Source organism: Micromonospora alfalfae (assembly GCF_022230925.1).
Classification (GTDB): Bacteria; Actinomycetota; Actinomycetes; order Mycobacteriales; family Micromonosporaceae; genus Micromonospora; species Micromonospora alfalfae.
Genome location: NZ_JAKKFH010000005.1, coordinates 137,176 through 159,809 on the forward strand (window position 1 = coordinate 137,176; position 22,634 = coordinate 159,809).

Consider the following 22,634-nt stretch of genomic DNA (forward strand, 5'->3'; position numbering starts at 1 on the left):
GGACGGGCGCGGGGTTGTGGGAGTGCGCGGGGTTAGGGGGTGCGGAGTTCTTTGGCGAGGAGTTCGGCGATCTGGGCGGTGTTGAGGGCCGCGCCCTTGCGAAGGTTGTCGCCGGTGACGAAGAAGTCGAGGGCGCGGGGGTCGTCCAGGGCGCGACGGATCCGGCCGACCCAGGACGGGTCGGTGCCGACGGCGTCGATCGGCATGGGGAACTCCCCGGCCGCGGGGTCGTCGACCACGATCACCCCGGGGGCGTTGCGCAGCGCCTCGCGGGCGCCCTCGGCGTCGACCTCGGTGGCGAAGTTCGCGTGTACAGCGACCGAGTGGGCGGTGACCACCGGCACCCGGACGCAGGTGGCGGAGACCTTGAGGTCGGGGAGGCCGAGGATCTTCCGCGACTCGTTGCGGATCTTCATTTCTTCCGATGACCAGCCGCTGTCGGCCGGGGAGCCAGCCCAGGGGACCACGTTGAGCGCCATGGGTGCCGGGAACGGGCCCAGGTCGTCGCCGACCGCCTGGCGTACGTCGCCGGTGCGCGAGCCGAGCGCCCGATCGCCGGCGACCTTGGTGAGCTGGTCGTGCAGGATGTCGACGCCGGACTGACCGGCTCCGGAGACCGCCTGGTAGGAGGCGAGCACCAGCTCTCGTAGGCCGTACTCGCGGTGCAGCGGCGCGACGGCGACGATCATCGCGAGGGTGGTGCAGTTGGCGTTGGCGATGATGCCCCGGGGTCGGTTGCGGACCTGCTCGGGGTTGATCTCGGGAACGACCAGCGGGACGTCGCGGTCCATCCGGAACGCGCCGGAGTTGTCGACAGCTATCGCGCCCCGGGCGACGGCGATCGGCGCCCACTCGGCGGAGACCTCGTCGGGCACGTCGAACATTGCCACCTGGACCCCGTCGAACGCTTCGGGGGTCAGCGCCTGGACGACGAGTTCCTCGCCCCGGCAGCGGACCCGGCGCCCGACGGAGCGCTCGGAGGCGAGCAGCCGGATCTCACCCCAGACGTTGCGTCGCCCGGTGAGCAGCTCGCACATCACGGTGCCGACGGCACCTGTCGCTCCGACCACGGCGAGGGTGGGCAGCGCCGTCATTGGCGCTACCTACCCGTCCCCGCGTAGACCACGGCTTCGGTGTCGCCGCTCAGCTCGAACGCGTCGTGGATGGCGCGGACGGCGGCGTCGAGGTCGGTGTCCCGGCAGACCACTGAGACCCGGATCTCGGAGGTGGAGATCATCTCGATGTTGACCCCGGCCGCGCCGAGCGCGGCGAAGAAGCCGGCCGCCACACCGGGGTGCGAGCGCATGCCCGCGCCGATCAGCGAGACCTTGCCGACGTGGTCGTCGTAGAGCAGGCCCTTGAACTTGACCGGCTCCTGGATCTTGCTGAGCGCCGCCATCGCGGTGGGCCCGTCGGCCTTGGGCAGGGTGAACGAGATGTCCGTCCGGCCGGTGCCCTCGGTGGAGACGTTCTGCACGATCATGTCGAGGTTGATCTCGGCGCTGGCGACGGTGTCGAAGATCCGCGCGGCGGCACCCGGCTCGTCGGGCACCCCGACGATCGTGATCTTGGCCTCGCTGCGGTCGTGCGCGACCCCGGTGATCAGTGCCTGCTCCACGGAAAGGTCCTCCATCGATCCGGTGACCATCGTGCCGGTGTTGGTCGAGTATGACGAACGGACGTGGATCGGCAACCCCGCCCGGCGGGCGTACTCCACGCTACGCAGGTGCAGCACCTTCGCGCCGCAGGCGGCCAGCTCCAACATCTCCTCGTAGGTGATCTGCTGGATGTGCCGGGCGTTGGGCACGATCCGCGGGTCGGCGGTGAAGATGCCGTCCACGTCGGTGTAGATCTCGCAGACGTCGGCGTGCAGGGCGGCGGCGAGCGCCACGGCGGTGGTGTCCGAACCGCCACGGCCGAGCGTGGTGACGTCCTTGGTGTCCTGCGAGACGCCCTGGAAGCCGGCCACGATGACCACCGAGCCCTCGTCGAGCGCGCCCTTGAGCCGCCCGGGGGTGACGTCGATGATCCGGGCGCGGCCGTGCACCGAGGTGGTGATCACGCCGGCCTGCGAACCGGTGAACGAGCGGGCTTCGTACCCCAGGTTGTGGATGGCCATGGCCAGCAGGGCCATGGAGATCCGCTCCCCGGCGGTGAGCAGCATGTCCAGCTCGCGGCCCGGCGGCAGCGGGCTCACCTGGTTGGCCAGGTCGAGCAGCTCGTCGGTGGTGTCGCCCATAGCGGAGACCACCACCACCACATCGTCGCCGGCCTTGCGGGCGGCGACGATGCGCTCGGCCACCCGCTTGATCCGCTCGGCGTTGGCGACGGAGGACCCGCCGTACTTCTGCACCACGAGCGCCACGACGGTGCACTCCCTCCCAGCGACCCTGAGCGTGCCGACGCCGCCGGAACCGGGGCCGGCGGCGCGTGTCAGACCCCATGAGGGTATCCGGCGGATAACGAAGCCGGGTCAGGTGATCCCACCATCCGGCCCGGCCGGGACCGGCCGGGCCGGTCTCACCAGGTCGGACGGGTACGCCGGGAAGCCCCACCCGACACGCCGGAACGAGCTCGGTACGCACCGGCACCCGCCAACCGTCCGCACCCACCAGAATGGGCCGGTGCCCGTCCTCATCCGCTCGGCCGGCCGCGTGATCGGGCCGCTCGTCCTCGCCCTGCCAGCCCTCCTGGTCGCCTGCACCAGTGAGCAGCCTCCGACACCGCCGCCCGCCGATCCGGCGCCGGTCGAGGTGGACGCCGCACGGGATGAGCTGGCCGCGCTGGCCGCGGCGGCTCAGGACCGTCACCTGGTGGCCCAGTACGTCTACAGCCAGGCGGGTCAACCGGACCGCACCATCGTGTTCACCAGTGCGAACGACGGGAGCTGGCGGGTGGACGTGCCGGGGGGCGCCCTGGGTGGCACCGCCGACGTGTCGATGGCCAGCACGGCGGACGGGCTGTTCCAGTGCGCCCTGCCGTCGGCCGGTCATACCGAGTCGGCGAGTTGCGTACGCCTGGGTGATCGCGACGATGCGATCCCACGCCGGTCGGATCCCCGGGTCCAGCACCTGCTCACCGGTTGGCTGGACGTCCTCACCGACCGACGCGCGCCGTTGGCTGTCGCCCCGGCCAACGCGCCCGAGGGCCTCACCGGCGCCTGCTACTCGGTGGATTCCACCTCGGCGTCGCTCAACGCCCCGCTGGACGTGGGCATCTACTGCTACGACCAGGACGGCACGCCGACGGGCGTTCGGACCGGGGCCGGGACGTTGAGGCTGGCCGCCGCGCCCGGCCCGGCACCGGCCACGGTGCAGCTGGCCGGCCCGGTGGTGATCGACCGGGAGCCGCTCGACACCGCGGCGCCGCCCACCCCGGACCCGTCGGAGAGCCCGGGCGCGGGAACGCCCTGATCTTCGTCCCGTTACGGGTGCTCTTGCCCACATTCAGCCACCCCGTCCTGAGGGGCGAATCACCCATACAGGACGATCCGGTGTATGGCCGACCTCACCCCGCTGCTCGCCTACCGCTGGAGTCCACGAGCCTTCGACCCGAGCGCCGAGCTGACCCCGGAGGAGTCCGCCTCGCTGCTTGAGGCCGCGCGCTGGGCCCCGTCGGCGGAGAACGGACAGCCCTGGCGGTTCGCCCTCGGCCACCGCGACGACGAGACCTGGAAACGGATCCTGATCAGCCTCCCGGTCGACGACCAGATCTGGATCCGGCACGCCGCGACCCTGGTGGTCGGTGCCCACACCGGCCTCGACGCCGAGCGGGCCGCGTACGACCTGGGGCAGGCGATCGCCCACCTGACAGTGCAGGCCACGGCACTCGGCCTGCACGTGCACCAGCTCACCCGGTTCGACCGGGCCGGCCTCTCCACCGAACTCGACCTGCCCGGCGGCGTCCGCCCGTTGGTGGTCGCCGCCGTCGGCCGACTCGGGGACCCGTTCGCCCTCCCGGCCGACCTGCACGCCCGCGAAACCAGCCTGCGGCACCGCCGCCCGGTCGCCGAGCTGCTGCTGCGCTGATCGAGAGCCGGGGTCACCCGCCCCGGCTGGCCCGGAGCAGGACCGCTGCGGCATCGGTGTTGCGATAGCGCACGTGCCGACCCTCGCGGGACCGGGACACCAGGCCGGCGCCGTGCAGCGCGGCCAGGTGCTGGGAGACGTTTCCGGCGGACATGCCGGTGAGTCGGGCGAGGTCGGTGGTGGTCAGCGCCGTCTCAAGCAGGTGCAGCAGCGCGGTCCGGCCCGGCCCGATCACCCGTGCCAGGGGGTCGCCGGGCGGCGACGCGCTCGTCTCCCAGAGCGTCCCGACGGCACGAACCGGGTACGCCCCGGCCGGCAGCGAATCCTCCAGCAGGTTCCACAGCACGTGCTGCTCGGTGAACACTGTCGGGTTCAGCGCCAGCCCACGACCGCGGAGGTCGAAGTCCCGCCCGAACGTGTCGTCGCTGATCACCCGGTCGCCGTGCCAGCGCAGGCTCGGGTGGAGCTGCTCGAAGAACCGACCGGCGCCACTCTCGGCGAGTTGAGCGGCCCGGTACGCCACGTCGGCGTCGAGCAACGCCCGCATCCGCTGCCAGTCCGGGGCGATCGCCTCGTCGTACCAGACCCGCACCGCGTCGACGACCTGCGGCAGCAGCCCGCCGGGGTCGGCGAGCAGCGCCCGCCCGAACGGGCTCAGCGGTTTTTGCCAGGTGGTCGACAGCAGGTCCGCGACCACCACGGCCGGCGGCGTCGCGGCGATCTGGTCGAGCTGCTCGGCCATCTCCACGTTCGGTCGGGCCGCCGGGGTGAGGAAGTCGGGCAGCCAGCGACCCGGCACCGCCAACCCCACCAGAGGTCGGACCCGTTCGGCCACCTCCGGACGACGCAACGTCACCCGGGCCCTGTCGATCCACTGCAGGTGCACCGCGTAGCGGACCGGGTTGGCCAGCGCCCACATGCTCATGACCGTCTCGTTGACCGGTGACACGGCGAGCCGTACTCCCGCCACGTCGGCCAGGCTGAACCGCAACTCGGACACACGCCCCCCTGGAGCAGGATTCGGCCCAGCCTAAAAGACTCGACCGCAACGATGGGGGCCCGCTTCACTCCCCGGACATGGGGACCAGAGAAACAATCCGCACCGTCGTTCGAGACGTCGTACCGCCGGCCGGGCTGACCCGCGCCCTGGCCGTGCAGGCAATGGTCTACGCCGTAGGCAGCGGCCTGTTCCACGCCGGCAGCGCCGTCTTCTTCACCCGGGCGCTCGGGCTCAGCGCCGCACAGGTCGGGTTGGGGCTGTCCATCGCGGCGGGGGTGTCGCTGCTGGGCACGGTGCCGCTGGGTGGGCTCACCGACCGGTACGGGCCGCAGCGGGTCTGGGTGGTGGGGCTGGTGCTCAACGCGGCGCTGTTCGCGACCTACCCGTTCGTGGGCGGCTTCGCGGGGTTCCTCGCCGTGGTGGTGGCGCTGGCCGCCGTGGACGCCGCTGTCGGCGTGGCCCGGCAGGTCTACTCGATCAACGCGCTCCCGCCGGCCGAACGGGTCACGGCGATGGCGTACCAGCGCTCGTCGCTGAACGTCGGCTTCGGGCTCGGCGCGGTGATCAGCGGCCTGGTGCTGACGGTGGACACCATCACGGCGTACCGGGGGATGGTGTGGTTCATCTCGACCGTCTTCCTCGTGACGGCCCTCTTCGTGCGGCGACTGCCCCGGCTGCCGCAGGTGGCCCGACCCGCGGAGCCGACGAGTCGGCTCGCCGTGCTCCGGGATCGGCCGTTCATGGCGGTGTCAGTGCTGTCCGGGCTGCTCACCGCGCACCAGACGCTCTACCTGACGGTCATGCCGCTGTGGATCCTGACGCACACCGACGCCCCGAAGACTGTGATTGCGGCTCTGGTGCTGCTCAACACGGTCCTGATCGTGCTGCTCCAGGTGCGTGTCAGCCGGGGCGCTGACACCGCGGCGGGCGCGGCCCGGGCCTCCCGTCGGGGTGGACTGCTGATCGCCCTGTTCTGCCTGGCCCTGCCAATTTCCGGCGTCACTCGGGGCGCGCTCACCGTCGTGGTGCTGGTGGCCGCCGCGTTGCTGCTGATCCTGGCCGAGTTGATCGAGTCGGCTGGCACCTGGGGGCTCACCGCCACACTGCCGCCGGCCGACCAGCGCGGCGCGTACGTGGGTGGGCTCGAACTCGGCGTGCAGGTGCAGTACCTGATCGCGCCGGCCGGACTGACAGCGCTCGGGGTGACCACCGGCGGGTGGGGTTGGTTACCGACGGCAGCGATCTTCGTGCTGGTCGCGCTGGCGATCGTGCCCGCGGTGGCCTGGGTCGGACGCACGCCGCGGTTGGGTGCCGAGGCCGCAGCGCCGGCCATGACCCCGGTCCCATAGTCCGGACCTGTCTTTCCACCCCCCGTTCCATCACGTAGGGTGACCTGGTCATGTGGCAGGCGCTGCTCCTCCTTAGCCGCCGCGACGAGGCCTGACCGGCCGGCACCTCGTCGCGGAGTCGCATCGCGCCGTCCAGCACATCCGAACTTCTTCTCGGCACCGCCGCGCACCGTCGCCCGGCATCTCGCCGACACCTTCCGATCTGCTGACGCCACATGTTCCAGGGAGCACTCTGAGATGGCTCAACCTGTCACCGACGCCGAAACCGATCCGATCGCCCGGCAACGCCCGAGCCGGATGCCGTACCACCGCTACCAGCCGTACCGGGAGCAGTTCCGGGTCGAACTGCCGGACCGCACCTGGCCCACCCGCACCGTCGAGGCCGCCCCTCGCTGGTGCGCGGTGGATCTCCGCGACGGCAACCAGGCCCTGATCGACCCGATGTCGCCCGAGCGCAAGCGCCGGATGTTCCAGCTGCTGGTCCAGATGGGCTACAAGGAGATCGAGGTCGGCTTCCCCTCGGCCAGCCAGACCGACTTCGACTTCGTCCGGCAGCTCATCGAAGACGACATGATCCCGGACGACGTCACCATCCAGGTGCTCACGCAGTGCCGGGAGCACCTGATCGACAGGACGTTCGAGTCGCTGCGCGGCGCGAAGCGGGCCATCGTGCACTTCTACAACTCGACCTCCACCCTGCAACGGCGGGTGGTCTTCGGCCTGGACCGGGACGGCATCGCCGACATCGCCACCACCGGGGCGCGGCTCTGCCAGAAGTACGCCGAGATCCACACCCCGGACACGGAGATCTTCTACGAGTACTCGCCGGAGTCGTACACGGGCACCGAGCTGGAGTACGCGCTGGAGGTCTGCTCCCGGGTGATCGACGTGATCGACCCGACCCCGGATCGGCCGCTGATCATCAACCTGCCGGCCACCGTCGAGATGGCCACCCCCAACGTGTACGCCGACTCGATCGAGTGGATGCACCGGCACCTGCCGCGCCGCGACAGCGTGGTGCTGAGCCTGCACCCGCACAACGACAGAGGCACCGGCGTCGCCGCCGCCGAGCTGGGTCTGCTCGCTGGCGCGGACCGCATCGAGGGCTGCCTGTTCGGCAACGGTGAGCGCACCGGCAACGTCGACCTGGTGACCCTGGGGCTCAACATCTTCTCCCAGGGCATCGACCCGATGATCGACTTCTCGAACATCGACGAGATCCGGCGAGCCGTCGAGTACTGCAACCAACTGCCGGTGCACGAGCGCCACCCGTACGCGGGCGACCTGGTCTACACCGCCTTCTCCGGTTCCCACCAGGACGCGATCAAGAAGGGCTTCGACGCCCTCGCCGCCGACGCGAAGGCGGCCGGTGTACCAGTGGAGGAGCACACCTGGGCGGTGCCGTACCTGCCGATCGACCCGAAGGACCTGGGCCGCACCTACGAGGCGGTCATCCGGGTCAACTCGCAGTCCGGCAAGGGCGGCGTGGCGTACATCATGAAGAGCGAGCACCAACTGGACCTGCCGCGCCGGCTCCAGATCGAGTTCTCCGGGGTGGTGCAGCAGGTCACCGATCACGATGGCGGCGAGGTCGACCCGGCCGCCATGTGGGAGATCTTCGCGACGCACTACCTGCTCGACCACCAGCCCGACCCGGCGGTCCGGCTGAGCGGCTACACGATCAGCACAGTGGACGGGAAGGTCGAGATCGAGGCTCAGGTCGGTGTGGGCGGCGAGCAGCGGTCCCTCGCCGCGGTCGGCAACGGCCCGATCGACGCGTACGTGAACGCGCTCCAGTCGGTCGGGGTGGGCGTACGGGTGCTCGACTACCACGAGCACGCGCTCTCCTCCGGTGGTGACGCGCAGGCCGCCGCGTACGTGGAGTGTGAGGTGGACGGCAGGACGGTCTGGGGTGTCGGCACCGACGCCAACATCGTCACCGCGTCGATCAAGGCGGTCACCAGCGCCGTCAACCGCGCCCGCCGCTGACCCGGGCGCGACACCCCCGAAGTGGCTTCCTACTTCGGGGGTGTCGCGGCGGGCAGTGAATGGCAGGGCTGGGACGGCGGGGCTTTCCGGGGCGGTCGGTGAACCAGCACGAGGGCCAGCAGCGCTCCGGCCACGAGCAGCCCGGCACACCACTGCATCGCGCCCCGGAACGCGTCGGTCAGCTCGGCCTTCTGCTCGTATCCGCCGCCGGAGAGCCCGACCAGCAGCGGCAGCGCCGCCACCGCGAGCAGGCCGCCGGCGCGGGACGCGGCGTTGTTGAACCCGCTGGCCACCCCGGAGAACCGGTCCTGCACGGCGGCCAGCACCGACGCGGTCAGCGGTGCCACCACCAGGGTCAACCCGATGCCGAAGAGCAGCACCCCGGGCAGCACGTCCCGCCAGTACGATGCGCCCGGTCCGACGCCGCGCAGCAGCAGCAGGCCGACCGCGGCGACCACGGGTCCGATGGCCAGCGGCAGCCGTGGGCCGATCCGGGCGGACAGCGCACCGGCGCGCGCGGAGCCGACCAACAGCAGCAGTGTCATCGGCAGCAGCGCGATGCCGGTGCGGAAGGCCGACCAGCCGACCACGTTCTGCAGGTAGACGGCGAAGAAGAAGGTGAAACCGCCGAGCGCTGCGTACACGACGACTGTGAAGATGTTCAGCACCGAGAAGAGTCGGCTGCTGAACAGCCCGGTGGGCAGCATCGCGGCGTCGCCACGCCGCCGTTCCAGCAGGACGAAGGCCACTGCGGAGAGCACCCCGACCGCTGCCGCGATGAGCACCTCGGCGGAGTCGAACCCGCGGGCCGGCGCGTCGATCAGGGCGTAGGTGACGCCGGCGAGCGCGAGCGCTCCGAGCAGGGCTCCGGCGACGTCGAACCGCCGTCGGGTCCGATCCGGTCCCTCGGTGCGGGAGGCGCTCTCGTCCCGACTCTCCGGCACCCAGCGCAGTGCGGCGAGCAGCACCAGCACGGCGATCGGCAGGTTGAGGAAGAAGATCCAGCGCCAGGAGAGCGCGTCGATCAGCCAGCCTCCGATGAACGGCCCGAGCGCGGTGGACACCCCGGACAGCCCGGCCCAGGCACCGATCGCGCGGCCCCGGTCGTCGGGATGGAAGCTCGCCTGGAGCACCGACAGCGACCCGGGCGTGAGCAGCGCGCCGCCGGCGCCCTGGAGGAACCGGGCCGCGATCAGCATGCCGGTGTCCTGGGCCAGCCCGCAGAGCACTGAGGCGGCGGTGAACCAGACCACGCCGATGAGGAAGATGCGTCGCCGGCCGAAGCGGTCGCCCAGCGCGCCGCCGAGCAGCACGAACGCCGCCAGCATCAGCAGATAGCCGTTGATGGTCCACTGGAGATCGGCCACGTTCGCGCCGAGGTCCTGCCCGAGTTTCGGCAGCGCCACGTTGACGACTGTGCTGTCGAGGAAGACCATGCCAGAGGCGAGTACGGCGGCGAGCAGCGTGCCCCGGCCGGCGGTGGTGCCCATCCGGAGGGCAGTCGCCGGTACGGGTGCGCTCATCCCACCAATCTGCCTTGCATCATGTGGGAGACGCCACGAAACGCCGAAACCGTGCCCGGGTACTGTGCGCAATCGCCGGAAGCCCCCAAGCTGGAGAGGTGTCGTCTGTGCGTACCAGATCAGGACCGCGAGCGGCGGTGGCCGCGCTTGCCGCGGCGCTGGCGCTCGGCGTGGCCGGTTGCGTCCCGCAGGATGAACCGACCACACCGCCGTCGAGCGACGGCGGCGGCGGCAACGCCGCTGAGCAGTTGAGTCAGCTCACCGTCGCTACCGCCGGCTCGATGAAGGGCTACAGCCGGGAGCGTTTCCCGCACTGGCGGGACACCGGCAAGAACTGCGATGTCCGGGACAGCATCCTCCAGCGCGACGGCAAGGACGTGAAGCTCTCCGGCTGCAACGTGGTCGGTGGGCGCTGGGAGAGCGTGTACGACGGTCGCAGCTTCTCGGATCCCTCCGACGTGGACATCGACCACATGGTGCCGTTGGCCAACGCGTGGCGCTCGGGTGCCGACGAGTGGGACAACGCGAAGCGCGGTGATTTCGCCAACGACACCACCCGTCCGCAGCTTTTCGCTGTTTCCGCCTCGTCGAACCGGGCAAAGGGTGACCAGGACCCGTCGCAGTGGAAGCCGGCAAACCGGTCCTACTGGTGCAAATACGCTCAGGACTGGGTGACTGTCAAGCACTACTGGCGGCTGACCGTGACCACCGCCGAGAAGGCCGCCCTGACCGACATGTTGGAGGGCTGTTGAGTGGGGAGCTGTTCGTGACCGCCGCCGAGGAGAGCGGCCCGTCCGCCGCCGGGATGACCGCCGACGGCACCGCCGAGACCCCCGCCGCCGTGCCCGGTGCCGGCATGGTCGCGGATTCCGGCGGCGCGGCCGGCCCGCAGAACCGCAGCACCGACATCGTGCCCGGCCCCGGCGGCGTGATGACCGACGAGGTCGGCGTCGTCACCGGTGATCTGACGCTGCGCACCGAATACGCGGACGGCAAAGTCACACTGCGGGTGCAGTACAAGGACGCTGACGAGTGGTACACGGTGACCGGCACCTCGGTCACACTGGCCGACCCGGCTGGGCTGGACGCGGTGCACGGCGTCGCGGTGGGGCTGCTGAACCGCCCCGAGGGCTGACGGCCGCCGGCACCGCGTCCAGTCTCAGACGTACGAACCGGGCTCGGTGGGTGCGGAGACCACGCCTGGCGTGTCCCCCTCGCCCTCGGGCCGGACGATCTGCGCGCTGACCCCGTGCGGGCGCAGTTCGCCGCTGGCGATCTGCTCGGCGAAGTGGCAGGCCACCCGGCTGGCACCGATGTTCCGCAGCACCGGTCGCTCGTCGGCGCAGCGGGTGGGCTGCGCCCACGGGCAGCGGGTGTGGAAGCGGCAGCCGGACGGCGGGTTCGCCGGCGACGGCAGGTCACCGGCGAGCAGGATCCGCTCCCGGCGGTCCTCCACGTCCGGGTCCGGCACCGGTACCGCCGACATCAACGCCCGGGTGTACGGGTGCAGCGGCTCGGTGTAGAGCCTGTCGCTGGGCGCCTCCTCGACAAGCGCGCCCAGGTACATCACGCCGACAGTGTCGGAGATGTGCCGGACCACAGCGAGGTCGTGCGCGATCACCAGGTAGGTCAGCCCCAGGCTGTCCTGGAGTTCGTCCAGCAGGTTGACCACCTGGGCCTGGATCGACACGTCGAGCGCCGAGACCGGCTCGTCGGCGACGATCAGCTCCGGCCCGAGCACCAGCGCGCGGGCGATACCGATGCGCTGCCGCTGCCCGCCGGAGAACTCGTGCGGGTAGCGGGACAGCGCCCAGCGCGGCAGCCCCACCGCGTCCAGGGTCTCGCCGATGATCCGCCGACGGTCGGTGCGGTCGGCGCCGATGCCGTGCGTCTGCAGGCCCTCGGTCAGGATCGACTCGACGTTCTGCCGGGGGTCCAGGCTGGACATGGGATCCTGGAAGATCATCTGCATCCGGCGACGCATGCTGCGCAGCTTGCCCGAGGGCAGCGTGGTCAGCTCGACGCCGTCGAAGCTGACCTCACCGGCGGTCGGCGGGGTGAGCTGGAGCAGCGCCCGACCCAACGTGGACTTGCCGCAGCCGGACTCACCCACCAGGCCGTACGTCTTGCCGCGCGCGATGCTCAGGTCGACCCCGTCGACGGCCTTCACCTGGCCGACCACCCGGTCGAAGAGCACCCCCCGTTTGATCGGGAAGTGCACCTTCAGGTCGCGCACCTCGACGAGGATGTCGTTCTCGGTTCGCTCGCTCACGCTGATTCCTCCTCGCGCGGGGCGGGCACCATGCCCGGCAGCGGCTCCGGGTTGACGCACCGGTAGCTCCGTCCGTCGTGCGCGTGCACCAGCTCCGGCGGCTCACCCACGCACTCGTCGGTCCGTCGGGCACAGCGCGGGGCGAAGGCGCAACCGTCCGGCCAGGGCAGCAGGTCGCGGACCGAACCGGGAATCGGGTTGAGCTTCTCGCCCCGCCCGGCGTCCAGGCGCGGCACCGAACCGAGCAGACCCACCGTGTACGGGTGACGCGGCTGGCGGAACAGCGGACGGCGGCGGGCCGTCTCCACCACCCGGCCGCCGTAGAGCACGTTGACGGTGTCGCACATGCCGGCCACCACGCCCAGGTCGTGCGTGATCATCAGCAGTGCGGTGCCGGAGTCCCGGACCAGATCCTTGAGCAGTTCCAGGATCTGCGCCTGGATGGTGACGTCCAACGCGGTGGTCGGCTCGTCGGCGATCAGCAGCCGAGGCTGGCAGGCCACCGCCATCGCGATGAGCGCACGCTGGCGCATCCCACCGGAGAGTTGGTGCGGGTACTCCTTGAGCCGCCGCTTCGGGTCGGGGATGCCGACCCGGTCCAGCAGCGCCGCAGCTTCCTTCGCCGCGGTCTCGCCCTTCATCCCCCGGTGTCGGGTGAGCACCTCGGTCACCTGCAACCCGATCGGGATCACCGGGTTCAGCGAGGAGAGCGGGTCCTGGAAGATCATCGCGATGTCCCGACCCCGGATGTCCCGCCGCGACCGGTCGTCGAGCTGGAGCAGGTCGGTGCCGTCGAAGACGGCCTTGCCGCCAACCGAAAGGCCGGGCTGCTTGGGCAGCAGGCCCATGATCGCGAGCGAGGTGACGCTCTTGCCGCAGCCGGACTCGCCGACCAGGCCGACCACCTCACCGGCGTCGACCGAGAAGGACACCCCGTCGACAGCGTGCACGGCCCGCTGACCGCGGCGGGCGAACGTGACGGAGAGATCTTCAACTTCGAGCAGTGCCATGCCGTACCGGCCTTTCGTTCGCGACTGCGGGGCTCGCAAGCTCACTCCTCGCGCTCACGGCACTACTTCCGCAGCTTCGGGTCGAGGGCCTCGCGCATCGCCTCACCCAGCAGGGTGAAGCCGAGCGCGGTGATGATGATCGCGACGGCCGGGTAGATCGCCAGCGACGGCCGGATGCCGAGGTACTGCTGCGCGTCGGCGAGCATGACCCCCCACTCCGGTACGGCGGTGTCCGGGTTGCCGAGGCCGAGGAAGGAGAGCGCCGCGGCCTCGATGATCGCGGTGGCCAGTGTCAGCGTGGCCTGCACGATCACCGGGGCGAGCGAGTTCGGCACCACGTGGGTCAACGCGATCTTCGACTTCTTCACGCCGAGCGACGTCGCCGCCAGCACGTAGTCGCTGTTGGCCTGGGAGATCATCGAGCCGCGCAGCAGCCGGGCGAAGACCGGCACCGAGACCACGCCGACCGCGATCATCACAGTGGTCAGGCTGGCCCCGAGCAGGGCGGCGATGCTCACCGCCAGCAGCAGGCTCGGCATCGCCAGCAGCATGTCGATGAACCGCATCAGGGTGGTGTCGATCCACCGCCCCCACCGGCCACCGAGACCGGCCGCCGCGCCGGAGACGCCACCGATCAGCGCGCCGATCGCCAGACCGATCAGGGTGGAGACCACGCCGACCAGCAGGGTCTGGCGGGCACCAACGATCATCCGGCTGAACTCGTCGCGGCCCTGGTGGTCGTAACCGAACCAGTGATCACCGGTCGGGCCGGGAATGACACCCGGCTTGATCAGCCCCTCCCGGATGCCGATCGTGTCCGTCGCCGCGTACGGCACGAGGAACGGGCCGACCACCGCTACCAGCACGAAGAGCGCCAGGATGATCGCGCCGACGATCGCGGCGGGGTTGCCGCGCAGCCGGCGGAACGCCTCCTGCCAGAGGCTGACTCCCCGCTCGTCGTCGCGGGCGGCCAGTTCGGAGAGCCGGTCGATCTTTTCACGCTTCTTGCCTGGGCTGAGTGTCATCGCACCCTCACCCTCGGGTCGATGAAGCTGTAGGAGAGATCGACCAGGAGGTTCACCAGCACGTACACCACCGCGATGATCAGGATGAAGCCCATCAGCACCGGATAGTCGCGTTGGCCGATGGCCTCGGCGACGAACGCTCCGATGCCGCTGAAGGCGAAGACGGTCTCGGTCAGCACCGCGCCGGAGAGCAGGCCGCCCGCGAGCAGACCGATCGAGGTGGCGACCGGCAGCATGGCATTGCGCAGGACGTGCCGGCGACGAACCGTCTGCTCGGTCAGGCCCTTCGCCTCGGCGGTCCGTACGAAGTCCTCGTTCAGCACCTCCAGCACGCTCGCCCGGGTGATCCGGACGATGATCGCCAGCGGGATGCTGGCCAACGCGATGCTGGGCAACACCAGATGCCAGAGGGCGTCGGCGGCGGCGTCCCACTCACGGGTCATCAACCCGTCCAGGACGAAGAAGTTGGTGACCCGGGTCGCCCCGAGAGTCGGGTCCTGCCGGCCGCTGGACGGGAACCAGTGCAGGTTCTCCGAGAAGATCGCTTTGAGCACGTAGCCCAGGAAGAAGACCGGGATGCAGATGCCGATCAGCGAGCCGCCCACCGACGCGTGGTCAAGGAAACGGCCGCGACGACGGGCGGCCAGGTAACCCAGCGGGATACCGACGCCGATCGCGATGATCATCGCGGTGATGGTCAGCTCGACGGTCCCGGGGAAGCGCTCGATGAACTCAGTGGTGACCGCCCGCTTGGTGGAGGTCGAGGTGCCCAGGTCGAGCTTGATCATCCGCCGTACGAAGCGGCCGTACTGCACCAGGATGGGCTCGTCGAGCCCCATGTTGCGGCGGATGGCGGCCCGCATCTCGGGGGTGCCGCGCTCGCCGAGGATGGCGGTCTCGGGGCCGCCGGGGAGACGGCGGAGCCAGATGAAGAGCAGGAGGGAGAGCCCGAACAGCGTGGGTATCAGCTGAAGCAGGCGCCTGACGATGAACCGGAACACGGCGGCCTCGAAGGGGTGCGGAGGGTTGCGGGCGGGCGCTGTGCGACAGCGCCCGCCCGCGTTCCTTGCTGCGTCAGATCAGGACTTACTTGAACTCGGCGGTCGCGTACCGCTCGTCGGTGAGCGGGCTCGCCTTGACGCCGGTCACGTCCTTGCCGAACACGATCGCCGGCGGCGAGTGCGAGATCGGCACACCGGGCAGGAAGTCCATCACGGACTTGTTCAGGGCCTTGTACTTCTCGGTCCGGGCCGCGATGTCGGCGGTGCCGTCCGCGTCCTTGAACTGGTCGAACAGGGCCTTGTTGTTGAAGCCCCACTCGTCCTTCGGCCGGTCGAAGAAGGTGCCGATGAAGTTGTAGGCGTCACCGTAGTCACCGGTCCAGCCCAGGAAGTGGATGTCGTGCTTGCTACCCGAGGTGGTGGCGTTCAGGTAGTCCGGGCTCCACTTCAGCGGGATCGCCTCGACGGTGATGCCAACGGCCTTCAGGTCCGCCGAGAGCAACTCGAAGATGTCCTTCGGGTTCGGCATGTACGGCCGGGTGACCTCGGTCGGGTAGTGGAACCTCAGCGTCAGGTTCGACGCGCCGGCCTCGGCCAGCAGCGCCTTCGCCTTGGCCGGGTCGTAGGTGTACTTCGTGACGTCACCGTTCCAGCCCTCGACGGTGTCCGGCATGAAGTTGTCGGCGACCTTGGCACCCGGCGGCAGCTTGGAGGTGACCAGCTGCTGACGGTTCAGGGCGTACGCGATGGCCTGCCGGACGCGGACGTCGGCGAGCTTCGGGTTGCCCTTCTGGTTGATCGCCAGGTAGAGCACGTTGAACGCCGGGCGCGTGAGCATGTTGAAGCCCTCGCTCTTCAGCGGCTCGACGTCGGCCGGGCCAACCAGGTCGTAGCCCTGGATGTCGCCGGAGCGCAGCGCCTGCTTGCGGGCGTTCTCGTCCGAGATCGTCTTGAAGATGACGGTCTTCAGCTTGGCCTTGGTGCCCCAGTAGTCCTGGTTGCGCTCCAGGGTCAGCGTCTTGTTCGCGACGTCCCAGGTCTTGAACTTGAACGGGCCGGTGCCGGTCGGGTGCTCCGTCGCGTACGCCGGGTACTTGATGTCCTCGGCGGTGCCCGCGACGTTGCTCGCGTCGAACTCCTGCAGCGCCTTCGGGCTGTGGATGCCGAACGAGGGCAGCATCAGCGCGGCCGGGACCTTGCTGGAGACCCGGGTGAAGGACAGGTCCACAGTGGTGGCGTCCTTGGCGGTGCAGGACTTGAAGAGGCTCGGCGGGAGATCCGCGTTCTCGTTCTTGGCGAAGCCGCCCATGACGTCCTGCCAGTACGCGGTCACGTCCGGGCTCTGCATGAGGCCCTTGGCGTTGTACCAGCGGTTGAAGTTGACGCAGACGGCCTCGGCGTTGAAGTCGGTGCCGTCGTGGAACTTCACGCCCGAGCGGAGCTTGAAGGTCCAGGTGGTGCCGGCGGCGTCCGGGGTCCAGGACTCGGCCAGGCCGGGGGTGACCTTCGTGCCACCCTCCTCCGGACGGACCAGGGTCTCGAAGACCTGACGCGCCACGCGCAGCGACTCACCGTCGCTGGCGAAGCTCGGGTCGAGCACCTTCGGGTCTCCGGCGACGCCGAAGACGAGGGTGTCCTTCTTGCTACCGCCTGATTTGTCGTCGCGGTTGCTCTCGGCGCAGCCTGCTACCGCGAGGGCCGCGACCGCGATGGCCGCGATCGCGACCTTCGGCCTGGGTGCACGCATGTGTGCTTCACCTCGTCCTTGGGGGTACGGACAACGTGGTGACAGGGGTCACCGATGGCGGTGACCATAGCTCCCGATGCGTCCACCCGGAAACCGCTGAGTGGACGGTTGGTATCGGATCGTGCCTCAACCGCCGTTTGACATTCGATTCGTAGGTAAACAGCGGCAAAAACCGATCAATCAGTGCCCGCGATGCCAAACTGTTACGTCGAACAGCCCCGATGAGGGCACAGGTGTCAGATCATTTCCGGGCAGAGACGCAGCGGTGGCCGGCACCCACACGGGGTGCCGGCCACCGGCAGTACGTCAGGGAATCAGACCGCGCGACGCCCCTCGAACGCCCGACCGAGGGTGATCTCGTCGGCGTACTCCAGATCGCCGCCGACCGGCAGCCCACTGGCCAGCCGGGTCACCGAGATGCCCATCGGCTTCACCATCAACGCCAGGTAGGTGGCGGTCGCCTCGCCCTCGGTGTTCGGGTCCGTGGCCAGGATCAGCTCCCGCACCCCGCCGCCACCGAGCCGGATCATCAGCTCCCGGATGCGCAGATTGTCCGGGCCGATCCCCTCCAGCGGATTGATCGCGCCACCCAGCACGTGGTAGCGACCGCGGAACTCACCAGTCCGCTCGATGGCCACCACGTCCTTGGGCTCCTCCACCACGCACAGCACCTCGTCGGTGCGACGCTGGTCGCGGCAGATCCGGCACTGCTCGGACTCGGCCACGTTGTAGCAGGTCGTGCAGAACCGCACCAGCTCCTTGACCTTGCGCAGCGCGCCGGCCAGCCGGTTGACGTCGGCCGGATCCGCCGAGAGGACGTGGAACGCGATCCGCTGAGCGCTCTTCGGACCCACGCCCGGCAGCCGACCCAACTCGTCGATCAGATCCTGGATGGCACCTTCGTACATCTGCCGGCTCAGAAACCGGGCAGGCCGAGGCCGCCCATGCCGCCGGCGACCGGACCCATCTTGCGCTCGGTCAGCTCCCGGGCCGCCTCGGCGGCGTTGTGCACGGCCGCGACGACCAGATCCTCAAGCGTCTCCACGTCGTCCGGGTCGACGGCCTTCGGGTCGATCTTGATGGCCTTGAGCTCACCGGAGCCGGAGACGGTCGCGGTGACCAACCCGCCGCCGGCGGTGCCGGTCAGCTCGGCCTCGGCCAGCTCGGCCTGGGCGGCGGCGATCTGCTGCTGCATCTTCTGCGCCTGCTTCAGCATCTGCTGCATGTTCGGCTGTCCACCTGGGCGCACGGGATGGCTCCTTCTCGCACTCGTCTGCTCGACCGCCGCTCAGCCTATCCGCTGGGACCGACCTCGCCCCGCCCGGTGCGTCCGCCCACGCCGAGCCTTCGGGTACGGCTACCCCTACCCCGAATCGGCCATCTGCTGGTAGTGCACCCACAGCCGTCGCACTGGTCTGCTCATGGCATGAACCTCAACCGCACCGGCCGGGTCGGCGCACTGTGCTGGCTCGCGGCCGCGCCCATCTTCCTCGTCGCCAGCCTGATCACCGGGCTGCGGTGGCGCGAACCGGCCTACAGCTGGGCCACTCACAACATCAGCGATCTCGGCAACGCCCACTGCGGCATCTGGGACACCACCCGCCCCCGCTACGTCTGCTCACCGTGGCACCCGCTGATGAACACCGCGACACTGGCCACCGCCGTTCTGCTCGCCGGCGGACTCCTGCTGACCTGGCGGGTTCTCGGTCACGGCCCGGTGGTGCGGACGGCCCAGACACTCCTGCTGCTGGCCACCGGCGGATACGCCCTCGCGGCCCTCTACCCGGCCGACATCGACGAGAACCTGCACGTCCTCGGCGCAGTCCTGATCATGGGCATGGGCAACGTCGGTTTGCTCCTCGCCGGCTTCGCACCACGCAGCACGACGCTCGGCCGATGGCGACGACTCACCGTCACCGCCGGGCTCGTCGCGCTGGCCGGAACGACACTGTTCGCCGCCCAACAGGGCCTGGGGATCGGGGTGGGCGGCATGGAACGGGTAGCCGTCCTACCATTCCCCCTCTGGGCCTGCGCCCTGGGCGTCCTGCTGGCCGAAACCCCTCCCCTACGCGATCTTGCACTTCCTGCCTCGACATAAGGGGGCATTCCACGCAAGACGACGACCGAAACTGCAAGATCGCCGGGGCCGGGGCCGGGCGCTAGCGGGCGTCTACTTCGTTGATCTTCTCTGCGCCGAAGGTTTCCCGGAGCAGCCGTACCGCCTGCTCCTCGCTGGACTCCCGCGCGGTCTTCTCGTCGATGATCTCGTCTAGCGGCTCGTCGCCCGGGTCGAACCCCTCAAAGGCCGGGGCCGGTGCCGCGCCGCCGGGTCGACCGGCCCGCGCAGGGCCGTCGAAGTCCGGGTCGTAGGGCGGCTCGCCCGCCCACTCGGCGTCCGCGACGGGCCGGGCTGCCGCTCCGGTACGCGCACCGCGCCCCGCCGCCGCCGCGCGAGCCGCGGCGATGGCGCTGCTCACCGGTGCACCACCGGCTGCCGCCGGCTGCCGGGCCGCCGGTGTCGGGTTACCCCGCCCGCCCGGCTTACCGCCACCGGCCACTGAACCCGGACTGCCCGAACCGCCTGGCCCGGTGCCGTTGGTGCCGCTGCCTGTGGTGCCACTGCCGGCGTTCCCGTTCCCGGCGTTCCCGTTCCCGGCGGTCCCGTTCCCGGCGTTCCCGTTCCCGGTGCTGCCGTTCCCGGTGCTGCCGTTCCCGGTGCTGCCGTTCGCGCCGCTCGACGCCGGTGCTGAGTGGGGGCCCGAATCGTTTCCGGCCGACGCGCCGCCAGGTCGGGCGGCCTCCGGCCAGTCCTCGTCATCAGTAGCCTCGGCGGCGAGGGCCCTGCCGCCGGGGCGGGCCGCCTCCGGCCAGTCGTCGTCGGATGCCGGGGCGGACGGCACTGTGCCCTGCCCACCAGCACCGTGACCAGTCGAACCCCCACCGACTCCCCCACGCGCAGCCGAGCCGGCAGCGGCGGTCGGGTTCGCCGCGGTCGGCGAGGCGGTCATCGGACCGGCGGCGGTCGGGGCGTTGGGCCCCACAGTCCCCCGCCCGGCGGCGCTCGCACTCGGCGCGGTGTTCGAGCCAGACGCGGGGTTCGAGCCAGGCGCGGGGTTCGAGCCAGGCGCGGGGTTCGAGCTTGGCGGGGCTGGCGGCGCACTCGTCGGGCCGGCGGCAGTCGGGGTCGCTGCGGACGGCGTGGCTGGTGGGGCGGCGGGTCGAGGCGGTGCGGTCTGCTGCGTGCGCGGTGAGCTGGGCAGCGACACGCCACCGCGCTCGCCGGCCACCTCGCACCGGATCTGCCAGCGCCCGCCCAACTCCTCGTAGAGCGCGTCGGTGAGCACCGCCGCGTGATCGGCCATCATCTTGGCCAGCACTGTGGACTTCACAGTCAGTACCAGCATGTCGCCGTCGAGTTCGCGGACGACCGCGTCGCGCATCAGGGCGGCGATCCGCTTGTTGGTCCGGTTGACCTTGCCGACCACGTCGGGCCAGACGCGGCGGACCGCTACCGCGTCCAGCGCGGCGGCTGGCGCGCCCGGTCGGGGCGGCGCGGGCGTGGCCGGGTCGGGAAGCACCGCCGACGGTGGCACCACGCGACGCGGGGTCGACCCGGCGGGCGAGACGGGTACGGCCTGGTCAGCGGTTGTCGACCCGGTCGACGCGCCGGGGGAGGCCGGGATCGGCGAGTCGGCCGCCGAGACGTACGAGGCCGGCGCACCGGAGGTCGGAGCGGGCGGGGTCGGTGCCTCGGTGACCGGAGCAGCCGGGGCGGGAGCGCTCTGGGCCGGTGACGCCGCTGGGCCGACCTCCCACGGCGGTGCGGAGGTAGGGGCGTTCGCGGGTGCCGGGGTGGCGGCAGCCGGGACCGGGGTGGCTGGCTGTGGGCGTACCCCCGGGTGGTTGGTTGGCGCGGAGCCGGCGGCGGCCGACGGCGCTTCGGTGCCGCCCACTGTGAGCCGGCGTTCCATCCGCTCCAGGCGTTGGAGCAGGCCGCCGGTGGAGTCGTCCGCGCCGGGCAGCAGCATCCGGGCGCAGATCAGCTCCAGCAGCAGACGGGGCGCTGTGGTGCCGCGCATCTCGACCAGGCCGTTGTGCACGATGTCGGCGCAGCGAGACAGCGTGGCCGAGCCGAGCTGTGAAGCCTGGGCTGCCATCCGCTCGATCTGGTCGGCCGGGCCGTCGATCAGGCCCTTCGCGGCGGCGTCCGGCACCTGCTGGATGACGATCAGGTCGCGCAGCCGTTCCAGCAGGTCGGAGGCGAACCGGCGCATGTCGTGCCCGGCCTCGGCGACCCTGTCGACTGTGGCGTACGCGGCTGCGCCGTCACCGGCGGCCAACGCGTCGCACATCTCGTCGATCAGCGCCGAGTCGGTGACCCCGAGCAGCGCGACGGCCCGGGCGTAGCTGACCCCCTCGGCGCCTGCGCCGGCGATGAGCTGGTCGAGCACCGAGAGGCTGTCCCGCATGCTGCCGCCACCGGCGCGGACCACCAGCGGAAAGACCGCCGGCTCGACTGCGACGCCCTCGGCCTGGGTGAGCTGCTCCAGGTACGGGCGGACCACCTTCGGCGGAAACAGCCGGAACGGGTAGTGGTGGGTCCGCGACCGGATCGTGCCGAGGACCTTCTCCGGCTCGGTGGTGGCGAAGATGAACTTGACGTACTCCGGGGGCTCCTCGACCAGCTTGAGCAGGGCGTTGAAGCCCTGGGTCGAGACCATGTGCGCCTCGTCGATGATGTAGATCTTGAAGCGGCTGCTGGCCGGCGCGAAGAAGGCGCGCTCGCGCAGCTCGCGGGCGTCGTCGACACCGCCGTGGCTGGCCGCGTCGATCTCGATCACGTCGATCGAGCCGGCGCCGTCGGCCGCCAGCGAGCGGCAGGAGTCACACTTGCCGCACGGCTCGGGAGTGGGGCCCTGCTCACAGTTGAGCGAGCGGGCCATGATCCGGGCGCTGGTGGTCTTGCCGCAGCCACGGGGGCCGGAGAAGAGGTAGGCGTGGTTGAGTCGTCCGCTGCGCAGCGCCTGCGACAGCGGTTCGGTCACGTGCTCCTGGCCGATGACCTCAGCGAAGGTACGCGGCCGGTACTTGCGGTAGAGCGCCAGCGTCACTCGTCCCGCCTCCTCTCGACCGAGCCATTCTGCGCCGGTCGGGCGCGGGTGACCACCCACCACCCCGGGCGCCGCGGATGCCGTGCTTGATCCACCGGGCCGCCAGGGCTTGATCGACTCGGCTTCCTGGAAACCGCTGTGTCCGCATGGCCGGGACACCGCGACATCACGGATGCCGAGTGGATCAACCGGCCCACAGACAAAAAGGCCTCCCGTGCACCCGGCAGAGCTCGCTTATCCTTGCTGCCTTCCGGCCCTGGGGAGGTTCACGAGATACCGCCGCACGGGAGGTGACACCCAGCCTACCCGACCGCCCGTCGATCTTCAGGGGGTGGTGGGGTGGCCCGGCCGACACGGGCCTGTATCCTGGCTCGCGGAGGATTCGCCTAGAGGCCTAGGGCGCACGCTTGGAAAGCGTGTTGGGTTTACACCCTCACGAGTTCGAATCTCGTATCCTCCGCTCGCCTGAGCAGCACGAACGACAGGGCCGGCCCCACGGGGACCGGCCCTGAGTCGTCTGTGCTTGGCAGCCGTTGCATCCGGCGCCGCCCAGCGTGCACCACCGCAGGTTGGCGACCT

The 22,634-nt window shown here is 70.5% G+C and carries 19 protein-coding genes, 1 tRNA gene and 1 other RNA gene; 8 read left to right on the top strand and 13 right to left on the bottom strand.

What is annotated here, in order from left to right; all coding sequences use genetic code 11:
* Positions 1-32: 32 nt before the first annotated feature.
* Entirely contained in the window at positions 33-1,094 is a 1,062-nt protein-coding gene (locus MED01_RS04445; RefSeq protein ID WP_238667272.1) for an aspartate-semialdehyde dehydrogenase, read from the bottom strand.
* Positions 1,095-1,099: 5 nt separating this feature from the next.
* Complete coding sequence (locus tag MED01_RS04450; protein ID WP_238667273.1) at positions 1,100-2,365, bottom strand: aspartate kinase; 1,266 nt, start codon at positions 2,363-2,365, stop codon at positions 1,100-1,102.
* Between the two features lie 259 nt (positions 2,366-2,624).
* Here MED01_RS04450 and MED01_RS04455 point away from each other — a divergent pair, with 259 nt between their 5' ends.
* Positions 2,625-3,413, top strand: coding sequence for a hypothetical protein (locus tag MED01_RS04455; RefSeq protein WP_238667274.1), 789 nt, complete (start codon positions 2,625-2,627; stop codon positions 3,411-3,413).
* An 84-nt stretch (positions 3,414-3,497) separates the two neighbouring features.
* Positions 3,498-4,028: a nitroreductase family protein gene (locus MED01_RS04460; protein WP_238667275.1), complete on the top strand. Its 531-nt coding sequence runs from the start codon at positions 3,498-3,500 to the stop codon at positions 4,026-4,028.
* A 13-nt stretch (positions 4,029-4,041) separates the two neighbouring features.
* On the opposite strand, the gene MED01_RS04465 is transcribed toward MED01_RS04460, so the two are convergent.
* Positions 4,042-5,028 (bottom strand): ArsR/SmtB family transcription factor, encoded by a 987-nt coding sequence (locus MED01_RS04465; RefSeq protein WP_238667276.1) that lies wholly within the window; start codon positions 5,026-5,028, stop codon positions 4,042-4,044.
* A gap of 77 nt (positions 5,029-5,105) precedes the next feature.
* Between MED01_RS04465 and MED01_RS04470 the strand changes: the two genes are divergently transcribed.
* Complete coding sequence (locus MED01_RS04470; RefSeq protein WP_238667277.1) at positions 5,106-6,377, top strand: MFS transporter; 1,272 nt, start codon at positions 5,106-5,108, stop codon at positions 6,375-6,377.
* Between the two features lie 237 nt (positions 6,378-6,614).
* A complete protein-coding gene (leuA, locus tag MED01_RS04475) occupies positions 6,615-8,366 on the top strand; it encodes a 2-isopropylmalate synthase (protein ID WP_238667278.1) in 1,752 nt (583 codons plus the stop codon).
* Positions 8,367-8,395: 29 nt separating this feature from the next.
* Here the strand turns inward: leuA and MED01_RS04480 are convergent, their stop codons facing one another.
* Positions 8,396-9,889: an MFS transporter gene (locus tag MED01_RS04480; protein ID WP_238667279.1), complete on the bottom strand. Its 1,494-nt coding sequence runs from the start codon at positions 9,887-9,889 to the stop codon at positions 8,396-8,398.
* A 107-nt stretch (positions 9,890-9,996) separates the two neighbouring features.
* Here MED01_RS04480 and MED01_RS04485 point away from each other — a divergent pair, with 107 nt between their 5' ends.
* Positions 9,997-10,641, top strand: a complete 645-nt coding sequence (locus MED01_RS04485) for an HNH endonuclease family protein (RefSeq protein ID WP_238667280.1) — start codon at positions 9,997-9,999, stop codon at positions 10,639-10,641.
* Positions 10,635-11,024: a hypothetical protein gene (locus MED01_RS04490; RefSeq protein ID WP_238667319.1), complete on the top strand. Its 390-nt coding sequence runs from the start codon at positions 10,635-10,637 to the stop codon at positions 11,022-11,024. Before MED01_RS04485 ends, MED01_RS04490 begins: the two co-directional genes overlap by 7 nt.
* 24 nt (positions 11,025-11,048) lie before the next feature.
* Here MED01_RS04490 and MED01_RS04495 read toward each other — a convergent pair whose 3' ends face one another.
* The 7 genes from MED01_RS04495 to MED01_RS04525 form a co-directional block, all read right to left on the bottom strand.
* The gene (locus tag MED01_RS04495; RefSeq protein WP_238667281.1) at positions 11,049-12,161 is read right to left on the bottom strand and encodes an ABC transporter ATP-binding protein; all 1,113 of its coding nucleotides are present in this window, start codon (positions 12,159-12,161) and stop codon (positions 11,049-11,051) included.
* On the bottom strand, positions 12,158-13,171 hold the full coding sequence (locus MED01_RS04500; RefSeq protein WP_238667282.1) for an ABC transporter ATP-binding protein: 1,014 nt from the start codon (positions 13,169-13,171) through the stop codon (positions 12,158-12,160). Before MED01_RS04500 ends, MED01_RS04495 begins: the two co-directional genes overlap by 4 nt.
* A 62-nt stretch (positions 13,172-13,233) precedes the next feature.
* A complete protein-coding gene (locus tag MED01_RS04505) occupies positions 13,234-14,196 on the bottom strand; it encodes an ABC transporter permease (protein WP_196920182.1) in 963 nt (320 codons plus the stop codon).
* On the bottom strand, positions 14,193-15,197 hold the full coding sequence (locus MED01_RS04510) for an ABC transporter permease (protein WP_124776655.1): 1,005 nt from the start codon (positions 15,195-15,197) through the stop codon (positions 14,193-14,195). The genes MED01_RS04505 and MED01_RS04510 overlap by 4 nt, the downstream gene beginning before the upstream one ends.
* A gap of 85 nt (positions 15,198-15,282) precedes the next feature.
* Positions 15,283-16,944 carry an ABC transporter substrate-binding protein gene (locus MED01_RS04515; RefSeq protein ID WP_238667283.1) on the bottom strand — a complete coding sequence of 554 codons (1,662 nt, stop codon included), beginning with the start codon at positions 16,942-16,944 and terminating at the stop codon, positions 15,283-15,285.
* 314 nt (positions 16,945-17,258) lie between these two features.
* Positions 17,259-17,852 (bottom strand): recombination mediator RecR, encoded by a 594-nt coding sequence (gene recR / locus MED01_RS04520; protein ID WP_091403417.1) that lies wholly within the window; start codon positions 17,850-17,852, stop codon positions 17,259-17,261.
* 8 nt (positions 17,853-17,860) lie between these two features.
* Entirely contained in the window at positions 17,861-18,169 is a 309-nt protein-coding gene (locus tag MED01_RS04525; RefSeq protein WP_007466279.1) for a YbaB/EbfC family nucleoid-associated protein, read from the bottom strand.
* A 201-nt stretch (positions 18,170-18,370) separates the two neighbouring features.
* On the opposite strand from MED01_RS04525, the gene MED01_RS04530 reads away from it, so the two are divergent.
* Complete coding sequence (locus MED01_RS04530) at positions 18,371-19,042, top strand: DUF998 domain-containing protein (protein ID WP_238667284.1); 672 nt, start codon at positions 18,371-18,373, stop codon at positions 19,040-19,042.
* Positions 19,043-19,103: 61 nt separating this feature from the next.
* Here the strand turns inward: MED01_RS04530 and MED01_RS04535 are convergent, their stop codons facing one another.
* Together MED01_RS04535 and ffs are read right to left on the bottom strand one after the other, a co-directional pair.
* Positions 19,104-22,055, bottom strand: a complete 2,952-nt coding sequence (locus MED01_RS04535) for a DNA polymerase III subunit gamma and tau (RefSeq protein ID WP_238667285.1) — start codon at positions 22,053-22,055, stop codon at positions 19,104-19,106.
* Positions 22,056-22,258: 203 nt separating this feature from the next.
* An RNA gene (gene ffs, locus MED01_RS04540) (signal recognition particle sRNA small type) lies at positions 22,259-22,348 on the bottom strand.
* Positions 22,349-22,430: 82 nt separating this feature from the next.
* Between ffs and MED01_RS04545 the strand changes: the two genes are divergently transcribed.
* A tRNA-Ser gene (locus MED01_RS04545) sits at positions 22,431-22,515 on the top strand.
* Positions 22,516-22,634: the final 119 nt, after the last annotated feature.

What these genes read in the sequence shown, in the direction of transcription:
- MED01_RS04470 (WP_238667277.1), top strand. Translation starts at nt 5,106, where the DNA reads ATGGGGACCAGAGAAACAATCCGCACCGTCGTTCGAGACGTCGTACCG.
- recR (WP_091403417.1), bottom strand. Translation starts at nt 17,852, where the DNA reads ATGTACGAAGGTGCCATCCAGGATCTGATCGACGAGTTGGGTCGGCTG.
- MED01_RS04460 (WP_238667275.1), top strand. Translation starts at nt 3,498, where the DNA reads ATGGCCGACCTCACCCCGCTGCTCGCCTACCGCTGGAGTCCACGAGCC.
- MED01_RS04530 (WP_238667284.1), top strand. Translation starts at nt 18,371, where the DNA reads ATGAACCTCAACCGCACCGGCCGGGTCGGCGCACTGTGCTGGCTCGCG.
- MED01_RS04525 (WP_007466279.1), bottom strand. Translation starts at nt 18,169, where the DNA reads ATGCAGCAGATGCTGAAGCAGGCGCAGAAGATGCAGCAGCAGATCGCC.
- MED01_RS04515 (WP_238667283.1), bottom strand. Translation starts at nt 16,944, where the DNA reads ATGCGTGCACCCAGGCCGAAGGTCGCGATCGCGGCCATCGCGGTCGCG.
- MED01_RS04445 (WP_238667272.1), bottom strand. Translation starts at nt 1,094, where the DNA reads ATGACGGCGCTGCCCACCCTCGCCGTGGTCGGAGCGACAGGTGCCGTC.
- MED01_RS04480 (WP_238667279.1), bottom strand. Translation starts at nt 9,889, where the DNA reads ATGAGCGCACCCGTACCGGCGACTGCCCTCCGGATGGGCACCACCGCC.
- MED01_RS04505 (WP_196920182.1), bottom strand. Translation starts at nt 14,196, where the DNA reads ATGACACTCAGCCCAGGCAAGAAGCGTGAAAAGATCGACCGGCTCTCC.
- MED01_RS04500 (WP_238667282.1), bottom strand. Translation starts at nt 13,171, where the DNA reads ATGGCACTGCTCGAAGTTGAAGATCTCTCCGTCACGTTCGCCCGCCGC.
- leuA (WP_238667278.1), top strand. Translation starts at nt 6,615, where the DNA reads ATGGCTCAACCTGTCACCGACGCCGAAACCGATCCGATCGCCCGGCAA.